Raw genomic sequence first — 19,601 nt, 5'->3', positions numbered from 1 at the left:
TCTCCCGCGAGGCGGGGCCCGGGGGGAGAGGGTAGGGAGAGGGGCGGCTGGGCCGCTGAACCCTTCCCGACTTGGGAGCGAGGACCCTTGGACGGACGCTGGGGCCCGGGCGAAGACCGCGCCGCCCCTCTCCCTACCCTCTCCCCTCCCACTGCGTGTGGGGGGAGAGGAGGTCTGTGCGCGCGGATTGGGTCCATGGCGGACGTTCGCGCCTTTCGCTGCGCCGGGGCGGACTGCTAGACCGTCAGTCTCGCATGTGCAGTAGGGGGCGTTCGATGAGGCGGTATCTTCTGGGGGCGGTGGCGGCGGTGGCGCTGGTCGGCGGGGCGCAGGCGGCGGAGCTGTCGCAGGCCGACCGGGCGCAGATCGTCGCGAGCGTCGACAAGGGCGCGCCCCGGCTGGCGCAGGTGGCCAACGAGATCTGGGGCTACGCCGAGGTCGGCTACCAGGAGCACAAGAGCTCGGCGCTGCTGCAGTCGGATCTGAAGAAGGCGGGCTTCAAGGTCGAGCCGGGCGTCGCCGGCATGCCCACCGCCTTCGTGGCCAGCTTCAAGACCGGCGAGGGGCCGGTGCTGGCGGTGCTGGCCGAGTTCGACGCCCTGCCGGGCCTGGCCCAGGCGGCCGAGCCGGCGCGCAAGCCGATCCCCGGGATCGCCGGCCACGCCTGCGGCCACCATGTGTTCGGCGCCGCCTCCGTGCAGGGCGCCATCGCGCTCAGCCAGTGGATGAAGGCCAATGGCGTGAAGGGCGAGGTGCGGGTGTTCGGCACGCCGGCCGAGGAGGGCGGCTCGGGCAAGGTCTACATGGTCCGCGCCGGCCTGTTCCAGGACGTGGACGCCACCCTGCACTGGCACCCCGGCGACGCCAACGACGCCAGCCAGGGCGTCAGCCTCGCCAACATCAGCGGCAAGTTCCGGTTCACCGGCGCCTCGGCGCACGCGTCGGCCGCGCCCTGGCGCGGGCGCTCGGCGCTGGACGGCGTGGAGGTGATGAACGCCGCGGTGAACATGATGCGCGAGCACGTGCCGGACGGGACGCGGATCCACTATGTCGTCACCGACGGCGGCTCGGCCCCCAACGTCGTGCCGGAGAAGGCCGAGGTCTACTACTACGTCCGCCACCGCGACCCGCAGGTGGTGCGCGACGTGACCGCCCGCCTGCAGAAGGCGGCCGAGGGCGCGGCGCTGGCCACCGAGACCAAGGTGACCTTCGAGCAGACCGGCGGCGTCTACAACATGCTGCCCAACGAGACCCTGGCCAAGGTGATGGACCAGAACCTGCGCCAGGTGGGCGGGGTGGTCTGGAACGCCCAGGAGCGGGCCTTCGCCGAGGCCATGGCCAAGCAGCTGCCGGCCAACAACGCCAAGCTGGAGAGCGCGGCCGAGATCCAGCCGCTGCGCATCGGCGGCGACGGCGGCGGCTCCACCGACGTGGCCGACGTGAGCTGGGTGACGCCGACGGTCGGCATGCGCGCGGCGACCTGGGTGCCCGGCACGCCGGCGCACAGCTGGCAGGCCGTGGCGGCCGGCGGCACCAGCATGGCCGCCAAGGGCGGGGTGGTGGCGGCCAAGACGCTGGCGCTCACCGGCGCGGCCCTGTTCCGCGAGCCTGCGCTGATCGCGACCGCCAAGGCCGAGCTGGAGCAGAAGCGCGGGCCGGGCTTCGCCTACAAGGCCATGGTCGGCGACCGCGCGCCGCCGCTGGACTACCGGGCGAAGGCGGGCGCGGAGGAGTAGGCTTCGTCATCCCCGGGCTTGTCCCGGGGATCCATGCCGCCGGCGCGCGGGGGCTGCCTGCAGGCTCCTGCGATCATGGGTGGCCGGGACAAGCCCGGCCATGACGAGTGGTGTGATTGAGGGGCCGCAGCGCCCCCTCCACCGCAAGCGGGGGACGAGCGGGCCTCCTCTCCCCCGACGCGGGACGCGCGGGGGGAGAGGGTAGGGAGAGGGGTGGCTGGGCCTCTCCGTCTCCACCGCGTCGATCCGAGGATCCTTGCCGGGGCTCTCGGGAGGTGGCGCGGCCGGCGCCGCCCCTCTCCCTACCCTCTCCCCTCCCACTGCGTGTGGGGGGAGAGGAGGGGGTGGCCTCCGCGATTTCAGTGTTGCAGGCTCCGCGCCTCTTCGAGCGGCGGAGGCGGTGATGCGGGTGGTCTGGGGGGTCGTGGCGGCGGTGGCGCTGGGGGCGGGCGCGGTGGCGGCGCAGCAGGCCTTGCTGCCGGCGCCGGTGGTGCAGGCGCAGGACCTGACGCGGGTCTCGCCGCACGTGCAGGTGATCCCCGACCGCGGCCTCTCGGGCCTGCCCAACGTGGGCTTCATCGTCGGAAGCAAGGCCGTGCTGGTGGTCGACACCGGGCTCGGGCCGCCGAACGGCGAGACGGTGGCGGCGACAGCCAGGCGGCTCGCGCCGGGCCGCAAGATCTACCTCGTGGCCACCCACGCCCATCCCGAGCACGACCTGGGCGCCCAGTCGTTTCCGGCGGGCGCGGTGCTGATCCGCTCGTCGGTGCAGGCCGGCGAGGCGGCCGCGGACCTGCGGGTGGCGGCCGCCTTCGCCGAGCGCGGGCCGGACTGGGCGGCGCTGCTGAAGGGGGCGGTGTTCCGGCCGGCGGACCTGACCTTCGCGCGGCGCCACGTGCTGGACCTGGGCGGGGTGAGCGCCGAGATCGAGGCCATGGGCCCGGCGCACACGCCCGGCGACACCATCGTCTGGGTCCCGGCCGACGGGGTGCTGTTCTCCGGCGACCTGGCCATGAAGCTGCAGCCCTCGATGGCGACGCCCACGGCGACGCTGGCCGACTGGCGCCGCGTGCTGGACCGGCAGGCGGAGCTGGAGCCCAGGATCGTCGTGCCGAGCCACGGGCCGGTGGGCGACGCGGGCTTCATCGCAGGCTACCGCGACTACCTGGCCGAGGTGGCGCGGCGGACGGCCGAGGCGAAGCGGGCGGGCCAGGACCCGGCCCAGGCGGTGGAGACCGTCGCCGCCGCCATGGCCGACCGCTACCCCGACCGGGCGCGGCTCGGCGGGGCGGTGCGGATGGCGTGGAAGGACGTGGAGGGGTGAGGGGCGTGAGCGCCCCCTCCTCCTCGATGGAGGAGGGGTAGGGGAGGTGGTGTGGTCGCGGCGGTGAAGGACGTCCCGTCTCGGCGCCGACCTTGAGCTTCGCCCGGGCCCCTGCCCACACCATCCCAACCCTTCCTCCATCGAGGAGGAAGGGCTCGCGTGTTGGCGTCAGCAGGAGGCGCCGACGCGCATCATGGCCTTGTATTCCTCCAGCGTGGTCTTCAGGCCGACGCGGCGGCGGAGCTCGTCGACGCGGGCGGGGTCCTCGAGGGTATAGATCTGCAGCTTGCCGTCCTGACAGGAGGCCTGGCTGCCGTAGCGCTGGGGCCGGCCCTCGAACATCTCCAGGCGGTCGTAGAGCAGGGCGTAGTCCGGGCCGGCGACCTCGTCGCGGCTGACCAGCACCTCCATCCGCTTCAGCACCTGTTTCTGGAAGTCGCGGTCGGAGGAGTGCTGGACGATCAGCCAGGCGTTGCGGGCGGCCTCCTTGCCCTCGCGGCTGTGGCGGAACCAGCCGTCGGCGGGGAGCACGGTCTTCAGCCAGCGGGTGTTGTCCTCGTCGATCGGCGTGAGTTCGCGCCAGACCTCGGCGAGGACGGCCCGCTTCTCGGGCGCGGGCAGGTCGGAGACCATGATCGGCGTCATCGCCCGGCGGCCGGCCTGCTCCAGGGCCACGCGGCGGGCCAGCTCCTCGACCACCCCGGCGGGCAGGGGGAGCGCGGCCTGTTCGGCGCGGACCTTGGCGAACTCGGCCTTCCAGCCGGCGAGGGCCTGCTGGGCGGCGGGGGAGAGGGCCGGGGCCTCGGCCGGGGGCGGCGGCGCGGGCTGGGCCGGGGCCGGTTGGGCGGCGGCGAGGGCGAGGGCGGCGAGGACGGGGACGAGCATCCGGGGCTCCGGGTTGGGCAAGGCGAGGCTAGGCCGGGACGGGGGCGATGGGGAAGGCCCCGCGGCGGTATGCGGCCTTCCCTCTCCCGCTTGCGGGAGAGGGCCGGGTGAGGGCGGCGCGGGAGGCGGGGCATCCCCCGCGTCGGACCCGCGCGCACGGGTCCCCCCGGAGCGACTGACCCGAGCGCCTGCGCCGCCCTCACCCCGACCCTCTCCCCCGCTCCGCGCGGGAGAGGGGGTGGCCTGTCCCGCCGCACGGTCCATGAGGCCACTGGGCTCATGGACTCGGCTCCGCCCGCCATCGCTGCCGCGATGGGGGAGGTGAAGGGCGCGTCATGTATGCTGGGCGAGTCCCGTTTGCTGGAAAGGCGCGTCCCGATGCTGGTCGGCAGCTGTCTGTGCGGTCGTGTGGCCTACGAGGTCGCCGCGGAGGTGGAGGGCGTCGCCCACTGCCACTGCGAGACCTGTCGCAAGGCGCACGGCGCGGCCTTCGCGAGCATCGCGTCCGTGCCGCGCGACCGGTTCCGCTGGACGAGGGGCGAGGAGGCGCTGAGCGCCTTCGAGTCCTCGCCGGGCAAGATCCGGCGCTTCTGTTCGACGTGCGGCTCGCAGCTCGTCGCCGAGCGGACCGGCCAGCCCACCGTCATGCTCCGGATGGGCGGCCTCGACACCCCGGTGACCGCGGAGCGCCAGTGGCACATCTGGCGGTCGGACGGCGCCAGCTGGTACGACCCCGACAAGGTGTGGCCGCAGCTGCCGGAGGGGTTCCCGCGGGGGTGAGGGGCTTCCCTGCTCGCGCTGGCTGGAGAGGTAGCCGATCCGCTCCACTGACAGTGCGGGTGCTCGATGGCATGGTCGCGCGTGGGCAAGGGCCAAACAGGGGCTTTTCACAATGATGGGGGTCCCACCACCGGAGCCGCCGGGGCAGGTCATGACGGTCGAGCAACAGGCCGATCTCGACTGCCTAACGCTTGCAAGGGGACTGGACGGACGGCCGTCGCCTCTCTTTGGGAAGGTCGATCCTGAGCGGATGACGCGCGTGTTCTCGGACCGGCTCCGGCGGAGCGACTCCTCTAGGGACTGGACGTCGCTCGCCGGCGACGGCTCCGCTGTTCGGTTCGGATGGTACCTGGGCCACGTCGACGCTTGTGCAGTGCGCCTGAACCAACCGACCGCACATCCGCGGTTGCGGCCGGAGAGCGTCAGGGCCTCTGTCTGGTTGGACGCCCACGAGGCGCAGTGGCACGCGACCATCGAAGACGCCCCAAAGGGCTACCGGTTCATCGTGGATTGCGTGCGCGGGTGCATCCCACCGATGCGCTACGTGCAGGACATCGGGGATGCGCCGATCAGCCTGTTCAGGCCGTGGGATGGGGACGACCTCGTATACTCCATCTGGGCCGGCGGATCGGCGTACCGGGTCCGGGTCTGGAAGGTGAGCCTGGGGGGCGTGAGCCAGGTTCTCGACGCCTCAAGCCGTGGTCGCCCGGACATCCTCTCTGCGGCCGATGGGACGCCGGTGGTTCGCACATATGAGGCGGAGAGCGGGGTGGGGCCGCGAAGTCCAGTGGCATGGGAATACCGTGGCGGCGTCTTCATCAAGGACCCGCAGGAGAGCCGCTAAGCGACGTGCTCTCGGCGTCCTCGCATCGGGCGCAGTCCTGCGCCGAAGGCCATGGCGGCCAGTCTGCCTGCCGGACCAGGCGTCTCAAGGACCGGCCGCAGGCCGGCCGCGGGGCGGCGGCGCCGGAGGCGCCGTCCTTGACACGCCTGGACCGGCAGGCTCGCGATCAACCATGGACTTAAGGGCGGGAGGGGGCGGGCGGCTCCTCTCCCCCGACCCGGCACCCGCGGGGGGAGAGGGTAGGGAGAGGGGCGGCGCAGGAGGGGCGGCGCGACGGATGGCAGGCGAGGGCCCTCGACCCGGCATCGGGCGACGGCGGCAGCGGCCGCGCCGCCCCTCTCCCTACCCTCTCCCCTCCCACTGCGTGTGGGGGGAGAGGAGTCTCCATGTTCCCTGTTTGTTCTTGACATTCCGGGGGGGCTGAGGCAGGGTTAGGGCTGGGCGCGGTGCGGGCCGCGGCCGGGATCTGAACAGCAGGATCGGGCGATGGCGGACGGGGCGGGCGGCAGTCCGGCGCGGCCGGGCGCGGCTGCGCCGGGCATGAGCGTCTATACGGAAGCGCTGGGGCAGGCGATCTGCCGGCGGGTGCTGGCGGGGGAGAGCCTGCGGGCGATCTGTGCGGAGCCGGGGGCGCCGCACCGCACGACCCTGCGCGGTTGGATGGCGCGGCATCCGGAGTTCGCCCAGGGATTGGTGGCCTCGCAGCAGGCCGCACGGTTGGCCTGGCGGCGGCGGGACCGGGCCTGCTTCGCGCACCTGGCGGCGCGGCCGAAGCCGCCGCGCGGGGGCAAGCCCTCGACCTACACCCCGGCCATGGGCGAGGCGATCTGCGCGCGGCTGATGGAGGGCGAGAGCCTGACCGCCATCGCCCGCGACCCGGCCATGCCGGCCTATGCGACGATCCTCGGCTGGGTGCGGCGCCATCCCGAGTTCGAGGACATGTACGCCCAGGCCCGGCAGGTGCAGGCCGACTACTTCTGCGACGAGGCGCGCGACGTGGCGCTGGCCGCCACGCCGGAGACCGTGTGGGTGGCGCGGCTGTGCTTCTCGGTGATCCGCTGGCAGGCGGCGCGGCTGGCGCCGCGCAAGTACGTCGAGCGCCTGGCGGTGATGGAGGCGAACGAGGCCCGGCGGCGGGCCGAGGCCGAAGCCGCGGCCCAGCGGCCCGACCGGCTGATCTGCGTCACCCGTTTCGAGCGTTCGCCGGACGGCAAGACGATCCTGGCCGTTCCGCCGCGCAACGCCGAGGAGGAGGCGCGCTGGGAGGCCGCCCACGGCAAGCCCTACGACGGGCCGCTGTACCAGGTGGTGGACCGCTGGGCGGCGCGGTAGCGGGCGCCGGGGCCGGCGCCTAGATAGTCCCGGCAGGCGGGGATCGGCAGGCAGCTGCGAGGGAACGGGCCGGGTGTTCGAGTGGGTCGTGGGCGTGGTCGTGGGCGCGGGGCTGGTGGGCGTGGCGCTGCTGATGTTCGGCGAGAACCTCGTGCCGCCGATCCCCTCCGAGGTGGTGATGCCGCTGGCGGGGTTCGCGGCGGCCCAGGGGCACCTGAGCTTCCCCGGGGTGGTGGCGGCCGGCACGGCCGGGGCGGTGGCCGGCGCCTCCTTCTGGTACGTCGTGGGACGGCGGATCCCGGAGGCGCGGCTGAGGGCGTGGGTGGAGCGGCACGGCCGCTGGCTGACCATCGACACCGAGGAACTGGATCGGGCGCAACGGGCCTTCGCGCGGCGCGGCGGCTGGGCGGTCTTCCTGGGGCGGCTGATCCCCGGGGTGCGGACCTTCGTCTCGGTCCCGGCGGGCGTGGTGCGGATGGCCTGGTGGCGGTTCCTGGGCTGGACGGCGCTGGGCACGGCGGTCTGGACCCTGTTCCTGGCCGGCGCGGGCTACCTGCTGGCGGCGGAATACCACCTCGTGGAGCGCTGGATGGACCCGGTGAGCGAGGTGGTGCTGGCCGGCGTGGTGGTCCTCTACGTCTGGCGGGTGGCGCGGCGGCGCAAGCCGGGCTGAGCCAGGCGGCGCCCCTTGGGTTGTGTGGCAGGAAAGGCGGGAAATACGTCATTTCGGCCAAGCGGCGCGGGGCCTAGCTTCGGTCGCCTGACAAGGAGGCGCCCATGTCCCTCATCCGGATCGCGATCTTCCTGGCCGGCCTCGCCGCCGGGCTGATCCAAGCCGGCGTGGCCGCGGCCCGGCCGCTGGTGGTGATCCTGGCCGATGCGCGCGGGACGGTGGCCACCGACCTGCTCGCGCCCTACGCCATCCTCGCGGAAAGCGGGGCGGTGGAGGTGAAGGTGGTCGCCGCGAGCCGGGCGCCGGCCAGGCTGACGCCCGGCTGGGCCTGGGTCGAGCCGCAGATGACCCTGGCGGAGCTGGATCGCCGGCGGCCGGACGTGGTGATCGTGCCGGCCCTGGAGGTGGAGGCGGACGCGGCGCGCGCGGCCTGGCTCCGGGCGCAGATGCGGCGGGGCGCGCGGATCATGTCGATCTGCAACGGCGCCCGCGTGCTGGCCGGGGCGGGACTGCTCGACGGGCGGCAGGCGACGGTCCACTGGTACAGCCGCCGCGACATGGCCAGGGCCCATCCGGAGGTCCGCTGGCGCTACGACCGGCGCTGGGTGAGCGACGGGCCGGTGACGACCACGGCGGGGATCAGCGCCGGGGAGCCGGCGACGCTGGCCCTGCTGGGCGAGCTGGCCGGCGAGGCGGTGATGCGCGACACCGCGCGCCGGCTGGCCCTGCCGCTGCCCGACGTGCGGCACGACGGCGACGACTACCGGCTGACCGCGACGGGCATGCGGACGGGGGCGCGCAACCGGCTGGCCTTCTGGACGCACGAGGACGTGGCCCTGCCGATCGGCCCCGGCTTCGACGAGCTGGCGTTCGGCACGGCGCTGGACGCCTGGTCGCGGACCTGGCGCTCCACCGCCTGGGCGACGGGGCCGGCGGCGGTGCGCTCGCGCCACGGGCTGGTGGTCCGCCGGGCGGCGACCCCGCCGGAGCGTTTCGACCGGACGGTGGGGCTGCCGGGGCCGGACGTGATGCGGCGGACCTTCGCCCAGATCGGCGCGGCCTACGGCGAACCCACCGCCCGCTTCGTGGCCCTGCAGTTCGAGCACCCCTGGGGCGCGGTCAGCCGCTGGTGAGGGCCGGGGCGGGCCGCGCGGCGTCCAGCCCGTGGTCGGCGAGGCGGGTCTTCAGCGCCGGGGCCATCCAGTCGAGGAAGGCGCGGACCTTCTGCGGCAGGCGGCCCTGGCCGGTGTAGACCAGGTGGACGGGGCGCGGGGCGATCTCGAAGGCGTCGAGCACGGTGACGAGGGCGCCCTCGCGGAGCGCGCGGACGGCCTGGTAGTCGAGCGCGCGGGTGACGCCGAGGCCGGCGCTCGCCGCCCCGATGGCGGCGGCGGCGGAGTTGAGCGTGACCCGGCTGCGGGGCTCGACGGTGAGCGTCACGCCGTCGCGGACGTAGCGCCACTGGAATGCCGCGAAGCCGCTGAAGCTGACGCCGTCGTGGGCGGCGAGGTCCTCGGGGGCCTGCGGCGCGCCGCGGCGGCGCAGGTAGTCGGGGCTGGCGCAGGTGAGCGGGCGCGCCGCGCCGACGCGGCGGGCCATCAGGCCGGAGTCGGCCAGCTCGCCCACGCGCACGGCGACATGGACGTGCTCCTCGGCGAGGTTCACCGGCGCGTCGGTGAGCGACAGGCGCAGGTCGATGCGCGGATGGGCGGCGAGGAACGCCGCGGCCAGGGGCAGGACGTGGAGCTCGCCCAGCAGGGTGGGGGCGGTGACGCTGAGCGCGCCGCGGGGCTCGTGGTATTCGCCGGCGGCGGTCTGCTCGGCCTCCTCGAGCTGGTCGAGGATGTGGCGGGCGGCGGCGGCGTAGGCGCGGCCGGCGTCGGTCGGCTCCGCCCGGCGGCTGGTGCGCACCAGGAGCTGGGCGCCCAGGTGGCGCTCGAGGTCGGCGACCTTGCGGCTGACCGTGGGAAGCGGGACCTCGAGCCGGCGGCCTGCGGCGGACAGGCTGCCGGTGTCGACCACCGCCAGGAAGGTCGCCATGGCGTCGAGACGGTCCATGCGGTGTCGTAGCACGGCCGTACGACCGCCGCACGACGGCGCCGGTGCGCCGGCGGGACGGACGCCCGCCGGCGCCTGGAAACCGGGCGTCAGGCCGTCTCGAGCGCCGCCTCGGCCGGCCGGGCCGCGGCGTCGTCCCCGCGGATGAAGGCCAGCAGGTCGGCGTTGATCACCTCGGCGTGGGTCGAGGCCATGCCGTGCGGCAGGCCGGGGTAGACCTTTAGCGTCCCCTTCTGCAGCAGCCGGATGGCCTTGAGCGCGGAGTCGGCCACCGGGACCACCTGGTCGTCCTCGCCGTGCATCAGGAAGACGGGGATGTCGATGCGCTTCAGGTCCTCGGTGAAGTCCGTCTCGGAGAACACCCGGATGCAGTCGTACTGGGCCTTGGAGCCGCCCAGCATGGCCTGCAGCCACCACCTGTCGATCAGGCCCTGGCTGACCTTCGCGCCCGGCCGGTTGAAGCCGTAGAACGGGCCCGCGGGGATGTCGCGGTAGAGCTGCGGGCGATCGGCCAGGTAGGCGGCGCGGTAGCCGTCGAACACCTCGACCGGCAGGCCCTCGGGATTGCTCTCCTTCCTGACCATCACCGGGGGGATGGCGCCGATCAGCACGGCCCTGGACGCCCGGTCGGTCCCGTGGCGGCCCAGGTAGCGGGCGACCTCGCCGCCGCCGGTGGAGTGGCCGACGTGGATGGCGTCCTTCAGGTCCAGCGCCAGGACCAGGGCGCGCAGGTCGTCGGCGTAGGTGTCCATGTCGTTGCCGTCCCAGGTCTGGTCGGAACGGCCGTGGCCGCGGCGGTCGTGGGCGATCACCCGGTAGCCGCGCTCGCCGAAGAACAGCATCTGGGCGTCCCAGTCGTCGGCGCTCAGCGGCCAGCCGTGGGAGAAGACGATCGGCTGCCCGGCGCCCCAGTCCTTGTAGAAGATCCGGACGCCGTCCTTGGTCGTGATGAAACCGGTGCTGTTGGTGCGGGCTTCCATGCCAGGTCTCCTTCGAAGGGCGCCGACGGGGGAGGTCGGCGGAGCGGAGCATGGCGCCGCCGGGCGGCGCGAAGCAGGGCCGTGGTGCGGAAGCGCGCCTCTCGCCGGGCGAGAGGGCGGCTCGACAGGGACGGCGCGTCGGGGCTCATCTGGCGGCCCAGTGTTGCGGAGGCCTGCGATGACCCACGAACCCCAGGACGCCGACCCGGACGCCGTCACCGTCACCGAGACGGGGGTGGGCCGCTTCCAGGTGGAGGTGCTGAGCGCGGGCGCGAGCTTCCTGGCCGACGAGCCGGCGGAGCTCGGCGGGCTGGGCTCGGGGCCGAACCCCTACGACCTGCTGGCCGCGGCCCTGGGGGCCTGCACGACCATGACGGTGCGGCTCTACGCCGAGCGCAAGGGCTGGCCGCTGAGCCGGGCGACCGTGCGGGTGCTGCACAGCCGGCCCAGCCCGCAGGGCCGCGACCGCTTCGCGCGCGAGGTGACGCTCGAGGGGCCGCTGGACGACGGCCAGCGGGCGCGGCTGCTGGAGATCGCCGGCAAGTGCCCGGTGCACCGGACGCTGGAGGCCGGCGCGGACATGGTCACGGTGCTCGCCCAGCCGCGTGGCCTGGAGGCGCCGCACGGCGGCGGCGGCGGCCACCTGCGCGACATGGAGGCGGCCTGCCGCGACTAGGGGGCCGCGTCGGCGTCGGTGACCGGGAAGGGCACGCCGGGCAGGTAGAGGCGGATCGGGCGGACCTCGTAGACGGCGGTGGGGTTGGCGGCCTGCAGGTCGCGGGCGGCCTGCACGGCCTCCTCCTCAGTGGCGCAGTCCAGCACGTAGAAGCCCAGCAGCTGCTCCTTGGTCTCGGCGAAGGGGCCGTCGAGGACGGCCGGCTGGCCGTCGGAGCCGCGCACCGTGCGGGCGTCGAGGGTGCGGCCGAGGCGGGCGGCGGGGCCGAGGCGGCCCTCCGCGGTGAGCCGGCCGTGGACCTTGTGCAGGTCCTCCATCAGGGCGGCGTCCTCGGGCGCGGTCCAGGACTCGACGATGTGTTCCTCGTGGTAGGCGAGGAGGGCGTAGAGCATGCGCGGGTTCCCTCTTTCTCGGGCGTGCAGGCGAAGGACGAACGGCGGCCGTGGGGGCCGACATGGTCCCGCCCGGATCACGGCGGGATGGCGGCGGGAGCGTCGCCTCCCTATCTGCCCTGTTCAAGCTTCACCACGGAGACTTCCCAGATGGCCCTGTCGCTCTACGACGCCGCGATCCCCGGCTACCTGCAGATGCTGAGGACGCTCGCCGCCCTGATGGACAAGGCGCAGGCGCATGCGGAGGCGACGGGGGCGGACCTGCTGGCCTATCTCGACGCCCGGCTCGCGCCGGACATGCATCCCTTCACCCGGCAGGTGCAGCTGGCCAGCGACGCGGCCAAGAGCGGGGCGGCCCGGCTGGCGGGCGTGACGCCGCCGAGCTTCCCGGACGTGGAGACCACCTGGGCCGAGCTGAAGGACCGCATCGCCCGGACCATCGCCTTCGTGGAGAGCGTCGACCGCGAGGCGGTGAACGGCGACGACAGCCGGATCATCGAGCTGCCGGTCCCGGGACGCACCCTGACGTTCACGGCGCGGGACTTCCTGCTGCGCTTCTCGCTGCCGAACTTCCACTTCCACGTGGTCACCGCCTATGGCCTGCTGCGCAGCCAGGGCGTGCCGATCGGCAAGCTCGACTACCTGGCGGGCGCGGTCGCGGCATAGCGCCGATATGTCGGGCATCCGACGTAACTCATTGTCACATAAAAGTTTCTAGCGTAACCAGGTGACATGATCCGCTAACCGTGTACCGTCGGCGCCTGCCACCATGGGGAGTGGGCGTTGAGGCCGAAGAGCCAGGGAAACGTGTTGCGTGCGGGCGCCCTGGCGCTCGGCCTGGCGGCGCCGGCCGCGGCCCTGGCGGCCACCCCCAGTCTCACCTGGTCGGGCGCGGAAGAGGTGGTCGTCCACTGCACCGTCCAGGCCCCCGGCCGCGACCCCGTGGCCCTGTCGCGGGCGCTCTGCGAACGGGTGCGGACCCTGGCGGCGCAGGGCGCGCCGATGCCGGTGCGCGCCGGCGTGAGCGGCTCGCCGATGCTGGAGCCCGCGACCGCCGTCAGCCTCATCGTCCATGCCGGCCTCCACCCCGCGCCCGGCGCGGCGGGCGAGGTGCTGGCCTTCACCATCCGGCCGTTCCGACGCGGGACGGAGGACACCCATCTGCTCGGCACGGTCCCCCGGATCGCGCCGGTCAGCGGCGGGGGCCTTGGGAGCCCCGCCGCCGACGCCGCCCTCGAGGCGGCGCTGGACGAAACCCTGCCTTGGCGCACGGCCGGAGGGCCGCGAGGACGCTGATCAACACCTAACCCTGACGGGGCTTCAAGAATGAGCGAGATCCTTCCGCACGATCCGGACCTCTTCGTCGACGACGATGACGCAACCCTGGATGGCCAGTCCGGAACATTCAACGGAAAGACGATCTGGACGCCGGAGGAGGCGGCCGAGTACCTGAACCGCAGCGGCACGGCCTGGGGCGTGACCGGCGTGCCGCGCGACGGCGACGCCACGGTCATCACCTACGGCTTCTTCTCTAGCCAGGAGGAGCTGGAGACCAACGGCTACGTCTACGAGCTGAACGGGTCCTACTACGGGCTCAACGAGTACTTCGGCTTCGGCGCCTTCACCGAGGCCCAGCGGGCCGCCGCGCGCGAGGCGATCCAGTACTGGGACGACGTGGTGGCGATCTCGTTCCAGGAAGCCCCGGTGGGCGAGGGCGACATCAACTTCGGCAACGTCATGAACCGGCCGGGCACCCAGGCCTACGCCCGCCTGCCCGCCGACCTGGTCAGCTCCAACGCCCATGTGAACGCCCAGGCCTACAACATCGTGGGCGACGTCTGGGTCACCGGCACCACGGCCTCGAACTTCCAGCTGGACGAGGGCCTCTATGGCCTGAACACCCTGGTGCACGAGATCGGCCACGGCCTCGGCCTGTCGCACCCGGGCAACTACAACTTCGCCCCAGGCTTCGCGGTGACCTACGCCAACGGTGCGGAATACGCCCAGGACATCCGCAACTACACCATCATGTCCTACTGGAACCCGCGCGAGGTGGGCATCCAGGACCACGACTACCTGCGCGGCACCATCGCCTACGGGGCGACGCCCATGGTGCACGACATCCTGGCGATCCAGATGATGTACGGCGCGGACATGACCACGCGGACCGGCGACACCACCTACGGCTTCAACTCCAACGCCGGGCGCGACGCCTTCGACTTCGTGAAGACCCCGGCGCCGGTGATGGCCATCTGGGACGCCGGCGGCATCGATACCCTGGACGCCTCGGGCTACGCGACCAACCAGATCATCGACCTGCGCCCCGGCCACCTGTCGAGCATCGGCGGGGTCACCCAGGCCAATGCGCCGAGCCTCGCGGCGGTGAACGCCACGCGGGCGGCGGACGGCTACGCGCCCCTCCCGCAGGCGGCCTACGACACCCGCATGGCCAACCTGGCGGCGGACCCCAACGCCGGGCGGCTGGTGGACAACGTCGGCATCGCCTACGGCACGACCATCGAGAACGCCATCGGCGGCTCGGGCAACGACCTGATCCAGGGCAACAGCGCCCAGAACAGGCTGGTCGGCAACGCGGGTAATGACGACCTCTACGGGGACGCCGGGATCGACACGCTCGACGGCGGCGCGGGCAATGACGTGCTGCGCGGCTCCGACGGGGTGGACATCCTGATCGGCGGGACGGGGGCCGACCGGTTCGTGGCCGAGGTGGCGTCCGACCCGATCGACCTGAAGAAGACCCAGGTCTCGGTGGACGTGATCTTCGACTTCAGCCGGACGCAGGGGGACAAGCTCGACTTCTCGGGCCTGGACGCCGACCTCGAAGCGGCGGGCCGGCAGGGCTTCCGACTGGTCAACGGCTGGCTGAAGGACGCGGGCGACATCACCGTCATGACCTTCGGCAACGTCAACGCCGCGGCCCGCGCGCTGGGCGTCGACCTGGACGGCCTGGCCGGCGCGGGCTCGGGCCACGTCAGCGTGGTGCTGGGCAACCTCGACGACGACCGCGACCCCGAGTTCGCCTTCGTCCTGATGGGAACCAAGAGCGTGGCCGCGGGCGACTTCCTGTTCTAGGCGGCTCGGCCTGCGGGGCGGGGCTCCCGCTCCGCAGGCCATCTCCGGCGCCGCTCGTCGCGCAGGGAACGCCGTTCGTCGAATGCCGCCCGCCAAGCGTAACCGCAGGTGACTAGGGTGACATCCAGACACGATCCCGGAGGACCCATGATCTCGGCAATCCTGGCGGCGGCCCTGCTGGCCGCGGCGGACCCATCCGTCGACCCGGCCAAGCCCGCCGCCGTGGAGACCGCGCCCGTCGCGGTTTCGGACACCGCGACGCCCACCAAGGCCAAGAAGGGCGGCAACAGCGACGAGCGGTTCTGCCGCAACGAGGCCCCCATGGGGACCCGCATCCCCAAGAAGCGCTGCTACAACAAGCAGGAACTCCAGATGCGGCAGCTCGAGGAGCGGCGCGCGCTGGAGAAGATCCAGAACGACGCGCGCGCGCCGGTGAGCGGCTAGGATCGCGCTGGACTGACGTAACGGCGGGCGCCCGAGCCTCGCGGACCGAAGGTTTCCGCGAGGCTTCGCCATGGCTTACGAGACCCTGCTCTACGAGCGCGACGGGCCGATCCTGACGATCACCCTGAACCGGCCGGACAAGCTGAACGCCTACACCGCCGCCATGGGCGCGGAGCTGGAGGACGCCTTCCGGCGGGCCGACGCCGACGACGCGGTGCGGGTGGTGATCGTCACCGGGGCCGGCCGCGGGTTCTGCGCCGGGGCCGACATCTCCGGCGGGGCGGGCGCGTTCGATGCGAGCGCCGAGGGCTCGGTGGCCTTCGCCGCGCCCGACCGGCCGCGAGGCTCGGGGGCGGGCTTCGTGGGCGCCATCTGGAACTGCCGCAAGCCCTCGATCGCGGCGGTCAACGGCGCGGCGGTGGGGGTGGGGGCGACGCTCACCCTGCCCATGGACATCCGCATCTGCGCCGAGGGCGCGCGCTACGGCTTCGTCTTCGCGAGGCGCGGCCTCGTGCCGGAGGCGGGCTCGGCCTGGTTCCTGCCGAGGCTGGTGGGCCTGCCGCAGGCCCTGCGCTGGTGCCTGTCGGGGCGGCTCGTGCCGGCGCAGGAGGCGCTGGCCGGCGGCCTGGTGAGCGAGGTCACGGCCCCCGAGGCCCTGCTGGCCCGGGCCCGGGAGATCGCGCTCGAGATCGCCGAGAACACCGCCCCGGTGTCGATCGCGCTCACCCGCCAGATGCTGTGGCGCTACGCCGGCGCGCCCGACCCGTTCGGCCTGCTGGCCGTGGACGGGGCGATGTCCATGGAGCTGGGCGCGGGCCTCGACGTGCGCGAGGGCGTGGCGGCGTTCCTGGAGAAGCGTCGGCCGGAGTTCCCGGGCAAGGTCTCCACGGACATGCCGAGCCAGTATCCGTGGTGGGAGGGGTAGGGGGCGCCTCCGGAGGCCTACCTCCCCCACGACAGCCCCGTTGCAGAACGCTCAACGTCCGCTTCCGACCCTTGGCGGATGTTCGGCGTTGCGGCGCAGCTCGACTACCTTTTAGGTTCAGCCAGTAAATGGCGGGGAGGTATACTTGAAGCGGGCCTTAGCGCTTACTTTGCTCGGAACCTTGGTCGCCGGACTTTTCGTTTTGTTGCTCGGCCCCTTCTTCGTCTACCCCACTGTCGTACCGGCTATCGGTCCGGTCTTGCCTCGTCCGAAATACGTCCCCGCAGACGCCGCAGCCACATACAATTGGAAGGCTAGCGGCATGCATTGGAGGTGGCGCAGACCGTTGGCGCACGGATCCGCGAAATGGTCGGCGACCAACGACTACGCTGACGTTACGCTGTCGCTGGAGGGGAATGCGATGAACTACTTCACCTCTAACGACTATCTCGTCTTCGATACAGGGACCCCCATAGTTGGCCGGCCAATGCCGGACAGCGGGGGGGAGCCTTGTCCCTTCAGCCTGTCCCCCGCCGACCTCGCGTTCTTTCGACAACTCGTCGTGGAAGCGCTTGGGCAGGCAAAGACGAAGGGCGAAGCCGCAGTCCTACGCAGGATGGCCAATCGGCTGGCTGTCGTGGACGGCAACGCCCTGACAAGCAATACGGATGGATACGGCTGTGCGGACTTGAAGTTGGAGGATTGGAAGCGGCGACGTACCCGTTTCGATCCTTTGGCGAACGTCCGCTAGCCACCCGTCGCTGACGTCGGTCGCATCCGCTTTCGGGCCTGTGGCGGCGGCTCCTCTCCCAGGCGCGCAGCGCCGTGGGAGAGGGTGGGTGAGGGCGGCGGAGGGGGATGGACGGGGCGCTCCGGTGGACCCGTGCGCGCGGGTCCCACGGTGGCGGGGATCCTTCCGCCGCGCCGCCCTCACCCTAGCCCTCTCCCGCCTTGCGGGAGAGGGGACGCGAGCGGAGCGGACGGCGGAGGCGGTCCTGCGCTCAAGGCCATGGCGGCCCGGCAGGCTCGCGATCTACCGTGGACCTATGGGCGGGAGGGGCGATGTCGCCGCCTTCGGCGAGCGGACGTCGGGATGGTCAGCAACGGGTGGGAAGCGGACATTGCTGTGGTAACGCTTGGAGGTGGGTTGGTGGACACGCCTCTTTCGCGCCTGCTCGCCGCAAGAGCGAGCCGACAGGCTGATGACGCGCGGCCTTGCCTTAGTGGAGCAAGGCAAGACGGCCGAGGCACTGGCCGCTGCTGAGGAACTGCGTTCCATTCGTTACTCAGGAGCCTTTGAGATCGAGGCTCAAGCGCTGGCTCGCGAAGGCTCAAAAGAAGAGGCGATAGCAGTCTTGCGGAAAGGCTTGGAAGCCGCACCCACAAGCTGGCTGAATGGCAATCTCCTCGGCAATTATCTGTCGGATCTCGGTCGCTATGAGGAAGCCTTCGCTGCCTACGAACAGGCGCTGAGGGAACCCTCCGCTGACCGCGTTCTGATTGAAGCTAACTACGCCTTGGCGCTGTTGCGGGCGGGGCGCGACGCGGACGCACGAGCACGGATCGCCACAGTGCCCGCGCACGACCTTTCGAAGGCGGAGCCTGACACGCGGGTGTTCTTCGAATCTGTGCTCGCCGACCTTCCTTCCTAGGGTCCGCAACGGGTCGACAGCAGACATCAGCCCTGCCCTCGGAAGCAGACACTCCGGAGTCGTGCGAGACAGCGGCCTCCCAGAACGTCCGCCATGGGTTGGCGGAGGTTGACGCGCTGCCGCGGCCGCAGGGGCGGAACGGCGGGCAAGCTTGGCCGTTCTACGCCGCAGGCGGGCGGGGCCTCCACGCTGCGCCTGAGCTTCAGGGGAGGGTGACGCATGACGCCTGCCACGCTGAACGTGATCTTCGGGCCCTGCGCGGCCGGGAAGACCACCTACGCCCACGCCCTGGCCCGCCGCGAGGGGGCGGTCGCCTTCGTCCTCGACGAGTGGGGAGCGCGGCTGTTCGGCCCCGACGTCCAGGGCGCCATCGATTTCGGGTGGATGCTGGAGCGCCTCGCCCGCTGCAACGCGCTGATCTGGTCCACCGCCGAGGCCGTGCTGGCCGCCGGGACGCCGGTGGTCCTCGACACCGGCGCCATGCGGCGGGCCGACCGGGAGCGCATCCGCCAGATGGCCGAGGCGAAGGGCCTGCCGCTGCAGTGGCACTTCGTCGATGCGCCGCAGGAGGTCCGCCGCGCCCGCGTCGCCGACCGGAACACCGCCAAGGGGGAGACCTTCGTCATGGAGGTGACGCCGGAGATGTTCGGCATGCTGGAGGCCATCTACGAGCCGCCCGCGCCGGCCGAGCTCGAGGGCGCGGTGCTGAGCGTGACCGGCGCCGGCCAGATCGCCGCGCCGGGGGCGGAGCTGCCCGAGGCGGTGCGCTAGACGGGCGGTGTGCGTGCCGCCCATGGCCGACGTCCCGTCGGGCCGGTGAAAGAAAAAGCCTGGGTCCCCGCTTTCGCGGGGATGAGCGGAGGGGACGCGGGCTCAGTACCGGCGCCAGGCCCAGGGGGGCGGGGCGGGGCGGTAGGGTTCGGGTTCGGGCTCCCAGGCGCGGCGGCGCTCGGCTTCCTCGAAGGCCTGGCGCTGGGCCTCGTAGGCGGCCTGCTGGCGGCGCGCGTCCTCCAGCTCGCGGCGGCGTTCGGCCTCGTCGACCAGGCGCTGGCGTTCGGCCTCGGCGGCCTGGGCCTGGGCGCGGGCGGCCTGCAGCTCGGCCTCGGCGACGGCGCGGCGGTGGGCCTCGTCGGCGGCGCGCTGGGCCTCGGCGGCCTGGGCCGCCTGCCGGGCGCGGGCGCGCGAGGCGGCCTGGGCGCCGCAGGTTTTCAGGTCGTTGACGCCCTGTTCGGAGCCGGAGAGCGAGGCGCCCACCGGCTCGGCGGCGAGCCAGGCGATGTCGAGGGAGGCGCCCTTGCGCAAGGCCGCCTCGGTCTCGGGGCTCAGCGTCATCTCGCCCACGGCCGGATCGGCGGTGCGGGTCATCAGGTTCGAGAACCGCTTCTGGTCGATGCGGACGGCGAGGAAGGCCTGTTCCGGCAGGTTGTCGCGGGCGAAGCGCAGGCTGAGCCGCTCGCCGTCGGAGACCAGCTGGACGGGGGAGACGGCGCCCGAGCGGCCGGCCAGCTCCAGGTCGGTGCGGCAGACGCCCTCGGCGGGGCTGATCACCCAGGCGATGGAGGGAAGGCCGGCCGACGCCGGGGCCAGGGGCGCGGCCATGGCCTGGCCGGCAAGCGCGCCGAGCACGGCGAGGCCCGCCGCTCCCGGAAGGATAGGCTTGAACACTTCAGCTCCGATCTGACACGCCGGAGGATCGTACGACGGCGCCGCGGACCTGACCAGCGACAGGCGGTCGCGGGGGCGCGGCGAACGCCGTTCGCGGGCGCTCGCGGCGGGCGGGGGGGAAGTGCTACGGTCCCGCTTCGAA

General features: G+C 72.8%; 21 protein-coding genes. 16 read left to right on the top strand and 5 right to left on the bottom strand.

Annotated elements, in window-relative coordinates; all coding sequences use genetic code 11:
• Window positions 1–275: 275 nt before the first annotated feature.
• Both VM685_RS19740 and VM685_RS19735 read left to right on the top strand, forming a co-directional pair.
• Window positions 276–1,736, top strand: a complete 1,461-nt coding sequence (locus tag VM685_RS19740) for an amidohydrolase (protein ID WP_325461888.1) — start codon at window positions 276–278, stop codon at window positions 1,734–1,736.
• Between the two features lie 403 nt (window positions 1,737–2,139).
• Entirely contained in the window at window positions 2,140–3,060 is a 921-nt protein-coding gene (locus VM685_RS19735; protein WP_325461887.1) for an MBL fold metallo-hydrolase, read from the top strand.
• A gap of 168 nt (window positions 3,061–3,228) precedes the next feature.
• Here VM685_RS19735 and VM685_RS19730 read toward each other — a convergent pair whose 3' ends face one another.
• Window positions 3,229–3,945, bottom strand: a complete 717-nt coding sequence (locus VM685_RS19730; protein WP_325461886.1) for a DUF6624 domain-containing protein — start codon at window positions 3,943–3,945, stop codon at window positions 3,229–3,231.
• Window positions 3,946–4,323: 378 nt separating this feature from the next.
• Between VM685_RS19730 and VM685_RS19725 the strand changes: the two genes are divergently transcribed.
• The 5 genes from VM685_RS19725 to VM685_RS19705 all read left to right on the top strand — a co-directional run bounded on the left by VM685_RS19725 (window position 4,324) and on the right by VM685_RS19705 (window position 8,707).
• A complete protein-coding gene (locus tag VM685_RS19725) occupies window positions 4,324–4,725 on the top strand; it encodes a GFA family protein (protein WP_325461885.1) in 402 nt (133 codons plus the stop codon).
• A 151-nt stretch (window positions 4,726–4,876) separates the two neighbouring features.
• Window positions 4,877–5,569: a hypothetical protein gene (locus VM685_RS19720; protein WP_325461884.1), complete on the top strand. Its 693-nt coding sequence runs from the start codon at window positions 4,877–4,879 to the stop codon at window positions 5,567–5,569.
• A gap of 486 nt (window positions 5,570–6,055) precedes the next feature.
• Entirely contained in the window at window positions 6,056–6,901 is an 846-nt protein-coding gene (locus VM685_RS19715; RefSeq protein ID WP_325461883.1) for a hypothetical protein, read from the top strand.
• Window positions 6,902–6,974: 73 nt separating this feature from the next.
• Window positions 6,975–7,574: a DedA family protein gene (locus VM685_RS19710; RefSeq protein WP_325461882.1), complete on the top strand. Its 600-nt coding sequence runs from the start codon at window positions 6,975–6,977 to the stop codon at window positions 7,572–7,574.
• Between the two features lie 104 nt (window positions 7,575–7,678).
• Window positions 7,679–8,707, top strand: coding sequence for a DJ-1/PfpI family protein (locus tag VM685_RS19705; RefSeq protein ID WP_325461881.1), 1,029 nt, complete (start codon window positions 7,679–7,681; stop codon window positions 8,705–8,707).
• Here the strand turns inward: VM685_RS19705 and VM685_RS19700 are convergent.
• Both VM685_RS19700 and VM685_RS19695 read right to left on the bottom strand, forming a co-directional pair.
• Complete coding sequence (locus VM685_RS19700; RefSeq protein WP_325461880.1) at window positions 8,694–9,632, bottom strand: LysR family transcriptional regulator; 939 nt, start codon at window positions 9,630–9,632, stop codon at window positions 8,694–8,696. The two genes, VM685_RS19705 and VM685_RS19700, sit on opposite strands and share 14 nt — an antisense overlap.
• Window positions 9,633–9,721: 89 nt before the next feature.
• Complete coding sequence (locus tag VM685_RS19695) at window positions 9,722–10,612, bottom strand: alpha/beta hydrolase (RefSeq protein WP_325461879.1); 891 nt, start codon at window positions 10,610–10,612, stop codon at window positions 9,722–9,724.
• A gap of 178 nt (window positions 10,613–10,790) precedes the next feature.
• On the opposite strand from VM685_RS19695, the gene VM685_RS19690 reads away from it, so the two are divergent.
• Window positions 10,791–11,288 (top strand): OsmC family protein, encoded by a 498-nt coding sequence (locus VM685_RS19690; protein ID WP_325461878.1) that lies wholly within the window; start codon window positions 10,791–10,793, stop codon window positions 11,286–11,288.
• On the opposite strand, the gene VM685_RS19685 is transcribed toward VM685_RS19690, so the two are convergent.
• The gene (locus VM685_RS19685) at window positions 11,285–11,680 is read right to left on the bottom strand and encodes a YciI family protein (protein WP_325461877.1); all 396 of its coding nucleotides are present in this window, start codon (window positions 11,678–11,680) and stop codon (window positions 11,285–11,287) included. The two genes, VM685_RS19690 and VM685_RS19685, sit on opposite strands and share 4 nt — an antisense overlap.
• 150 nt (window positions 11,681–11,830) lie before the next feature.
• Between VM685_RS19685 and VM685_RS19680 the strand changes: the two genes are divergently transcribed.
• The 8 genes from VM685_RS19680 (at window position 11,831) to VM685_RS19645 (ending at window position 18,565) form a co-directional block, all read left to right on the top strand.
• A complete protein-coding gene (locus VM685_RS19680) occupies window positions 11,831–12,346 on the top strand; it encodes a DUF1993 domain-containing protein (RefSeq protein ID WP_325461876.1) in 516 nt (171 codons plus the stop codon).
• A gap of 144 nt (window positions 12,347–12,490) precedes the next feature.
• On the top strand, window positions 12,491–12,976 hold the full coding sequence (locus VM685_RS19675; RefSeq protein ID WP_325461875.1) for a hypothetical protein: 486 nt from the start codon (window positions 12,491–12,493) through the stop codon (window positions 12,974–12,976).
• Window positions 12,977–13,006: 30 nt separating this feature from the next.
• Window positions 13,007–14,773, top strand: a complete 1,767-nt coding sequence (locus VM685_RS19670) for a M10 family metallopeptidase C-terminal domain-containing protein (protein WP_325461874.1) — start codon at window positions 13,007–13,009, stop codon at window positions 14,771–14,773.
• 147 nt (window positions 14,774–14,920) lie between these two features.
• The gene (locus tag VM685_RS19665) at window positions 14,921–15,217 is read left to right on the top strand and encodes a hypothetical protein (protein ID WP_325461873.1); all 297 of its coding nucleotides are present in this window, start codon (window positions 14,921–14,923) and stop codon (window positions 15,215–15,217) included.
• Between the two features lie 70 nt (window positions 15,218–15,287).
• Window positions 15,288–16,142 (top strand): enoyl-CoA hydratase-related protein, encoded by an 855-nt coding sequence (locus VM685_RS19660; RefSeq protein ID WP_325461872.1) that lies wholly within the window; start codon window positions 15,288–15,290, stop codon window positions 16,140–16,142.
• A gap of 421 nt (window positions 16,143–16,563) precedes the next feature.
• Complete coding sequence (locus tag VM685_RS19655) at window positions 16,564–16,893, top strand: hypothetical protein (RefSeq protein ID WP_325461871.1); 330 nt, start codon at window positions 16,564–16,566, stop codon at window positions 16,891–16,893.
• A 451-nt stretch (window positions 16,894–17,344) separates the two neighbouring features.
• Window positions 17,345–17,794, top strand: a complete 450-nt coding sequence (locus VM685_RS19650; RefSeq protein WP_325461870.1) for a tetratricopeptide repeat protein — start codon at window positions 17,345–17,347, stop codon at window positions 17,792–17,794.
• 219 nt (window positions 17,795–18,013) lie between these two features.
• Entirely contained in the window at window positions 18,014–18,565 is a 552-nt protein-coding gene (locus VM685_RS19645) for an ATP-binding protein (protein ID WP_325461869.1), read from the top strand.
• Window positions 18,566–18,667: 102 nt separating this feature from the next.
• Here the strand turns inward: VM685_RS19645 and VM685_RS19640 are convergent, their stop codons facing one another.
• The gene (locus VM685_RS19640) at window positions 18,668–19,459 is read right to left on the bottom strand and encodes a hypothetical protein (RefSeq protein WP_325461868.1); all 792 of its coding nucleotides are present in this window, start codon (window positions 19,457–19,459) and stop codon (window positions 18,668–18,670) included.
• Window positions 19,460–19,601: the final 142 nt, after the last annotated feature.

This window comes from Phenylobacterium sp., from assembly GCF_035539035.1.
In the GTDB taxonomy this organism is placed as follows: domain Bacteria; phylum Pseudomonadota; class Alphaproteobacteria; order Caulobacterales; family Caulobacteraceae; genus Phenylobacterium.
The sequence above is the reverse complement of the archived record's forward strand: the minus strand, read 5'-3'. Positions and strand labels throughout refer to the sequence as shown.

What these genes read in the sequence shown, in the direction of transcription:
- VM685_RS19665 (WP_325461873.1), top strand. Translation starts at nt 14,921, where the DNA reads ATGATCTCGGCAATCCTGGCGGCGGCCCTGCTGGCCGCGGCGGACCCA.
- VM685_RS19700 (WP_325461880.1), bottom strand. Translation starts at nt 9,632, where the DNA reads ATGGACCGTCTCGACGCCATGGCGACCTTCCTGGCGGTGGTCGACACC.
- VM685_RS19720 (WP_325461884.1), top strand. Translation starts at nt 4,877, where the DNA reads ATGACGGTCGAGCAACAGGCCGATCTCGACTGCCTAACGCTTGCAAGG.
- VM685_RS19725 (WP_325461885.1), top strand. Translation starts at nt 4,324, where the DNA reads ATGCTGGTCGGCAGCTGTCTGTGCGGTCGTGTGGCCTACGAGGTCGCC.
- VM685_RS19650 (WP_325461870.1), top strand. Translation starts at nt 17,345, where the DNA reads ATGACGCGCGGCCTTGCCTTAGTGGAGCAAGGCAAGACGGCCGAGGCA.
- VM685_RS19715 (WP_325461883.1), top strand. Translation starts at nt 6,056, where the DNA reads ATGGCGGACGGGGCGGGCGGCAGTCCGGCGCGGCCGGGCGCGGCTGCG.
- VM685_RS19705 (WP_325461881.1), top strand. Translation starts at nt 7,679, where the DNA reads ATGTCCCTCATCCGGATCGCGATCTTCCTGGCCGGCCTCGCCGCCGGG.
- VM685_RS19735 (WP_325461887.1), top strand. Translation starts at nt 2,140, where the DNA reads ATGCGGGTGGTCTGGGGGGTCGTGGCGGCGGTGGCGCTGGGGGCGGGC.
- VM685_RS19680 (WP_325461876.1), top strand. Translation starts at nt 11,831, where the DNA reads ATGGCCCTGTCGCTCTACGACGCCGCGATCCCCGGCTACCTGCAGATG.
- VM685_RS19730 (WP_325461886.1), bottom strand. Translation starts at nt 3,945, where the DNA reads ATGCTCGTCCCCGTCCTCGCCGCCCTCGCCCTCGCCGCCGCCCAACCG.
- VM685_RS19740 (WP_325461888.1), top strand. Translation starts at nt 276, where the DNA reads ATGAGGCGGTATCTTCTGGGGGCGGTGGCGGCGGTGGCGCTGGTCGGC.
- VM685_RS19655 (WP_325461871.1), top strand. Translation starts at nt 16,564, where the DNA reads ATGAACTACTTCACCTCTAACGACTATCTCGTCTTCGATACAGGGACC.
- VM685_RS19645 (WP_325461869.1), top strand. Translation starts at nt 18,014, where the DNA reads ATGACGCCTGCCACGCTGAACGTGATCTTCGGGCCCTGCGCGGCCGGG.
- VM685_RS19660 (WP_325461872.1), top strand. Translation starts at nt 15,288, where the DNA reads ATGGCTTACGAGACCCTGCTCTACGAGCGCGACGGGCCGATCCTGACG.
- VM685_RS19690 (WP_325461878.1), top strand. Translation starts at nt 10,791, where the DNA reads ATGACCCACGAACCCCAGGACGCCGACCCGGACGCCGTCACCGTCACC.
- VM685_RS19685 (WP_325461877.1), bottom strand. Translation starts at nt 11,680, where the DNA reads ATGCTCTACGCCCTCCTCGCCTACCACGAGGAACACATCGTCGAGTCC.
- VM685_RS19670 (WP_325461874.1), top strand. Translation starts at nt 13,007, where the DNA reads ATGAGCGAGATCCTTCCGCACGATCCGGACCTCTTCGTCGACGACGAT.
- VM685_RS19695 (WP_325461879.1), bottom strand. Translation starts at nt 10,612, where the DNA reads ATGGAAGCCCGCACCAACAGCACCGGTTTCATCACGACCAAGGACGGC.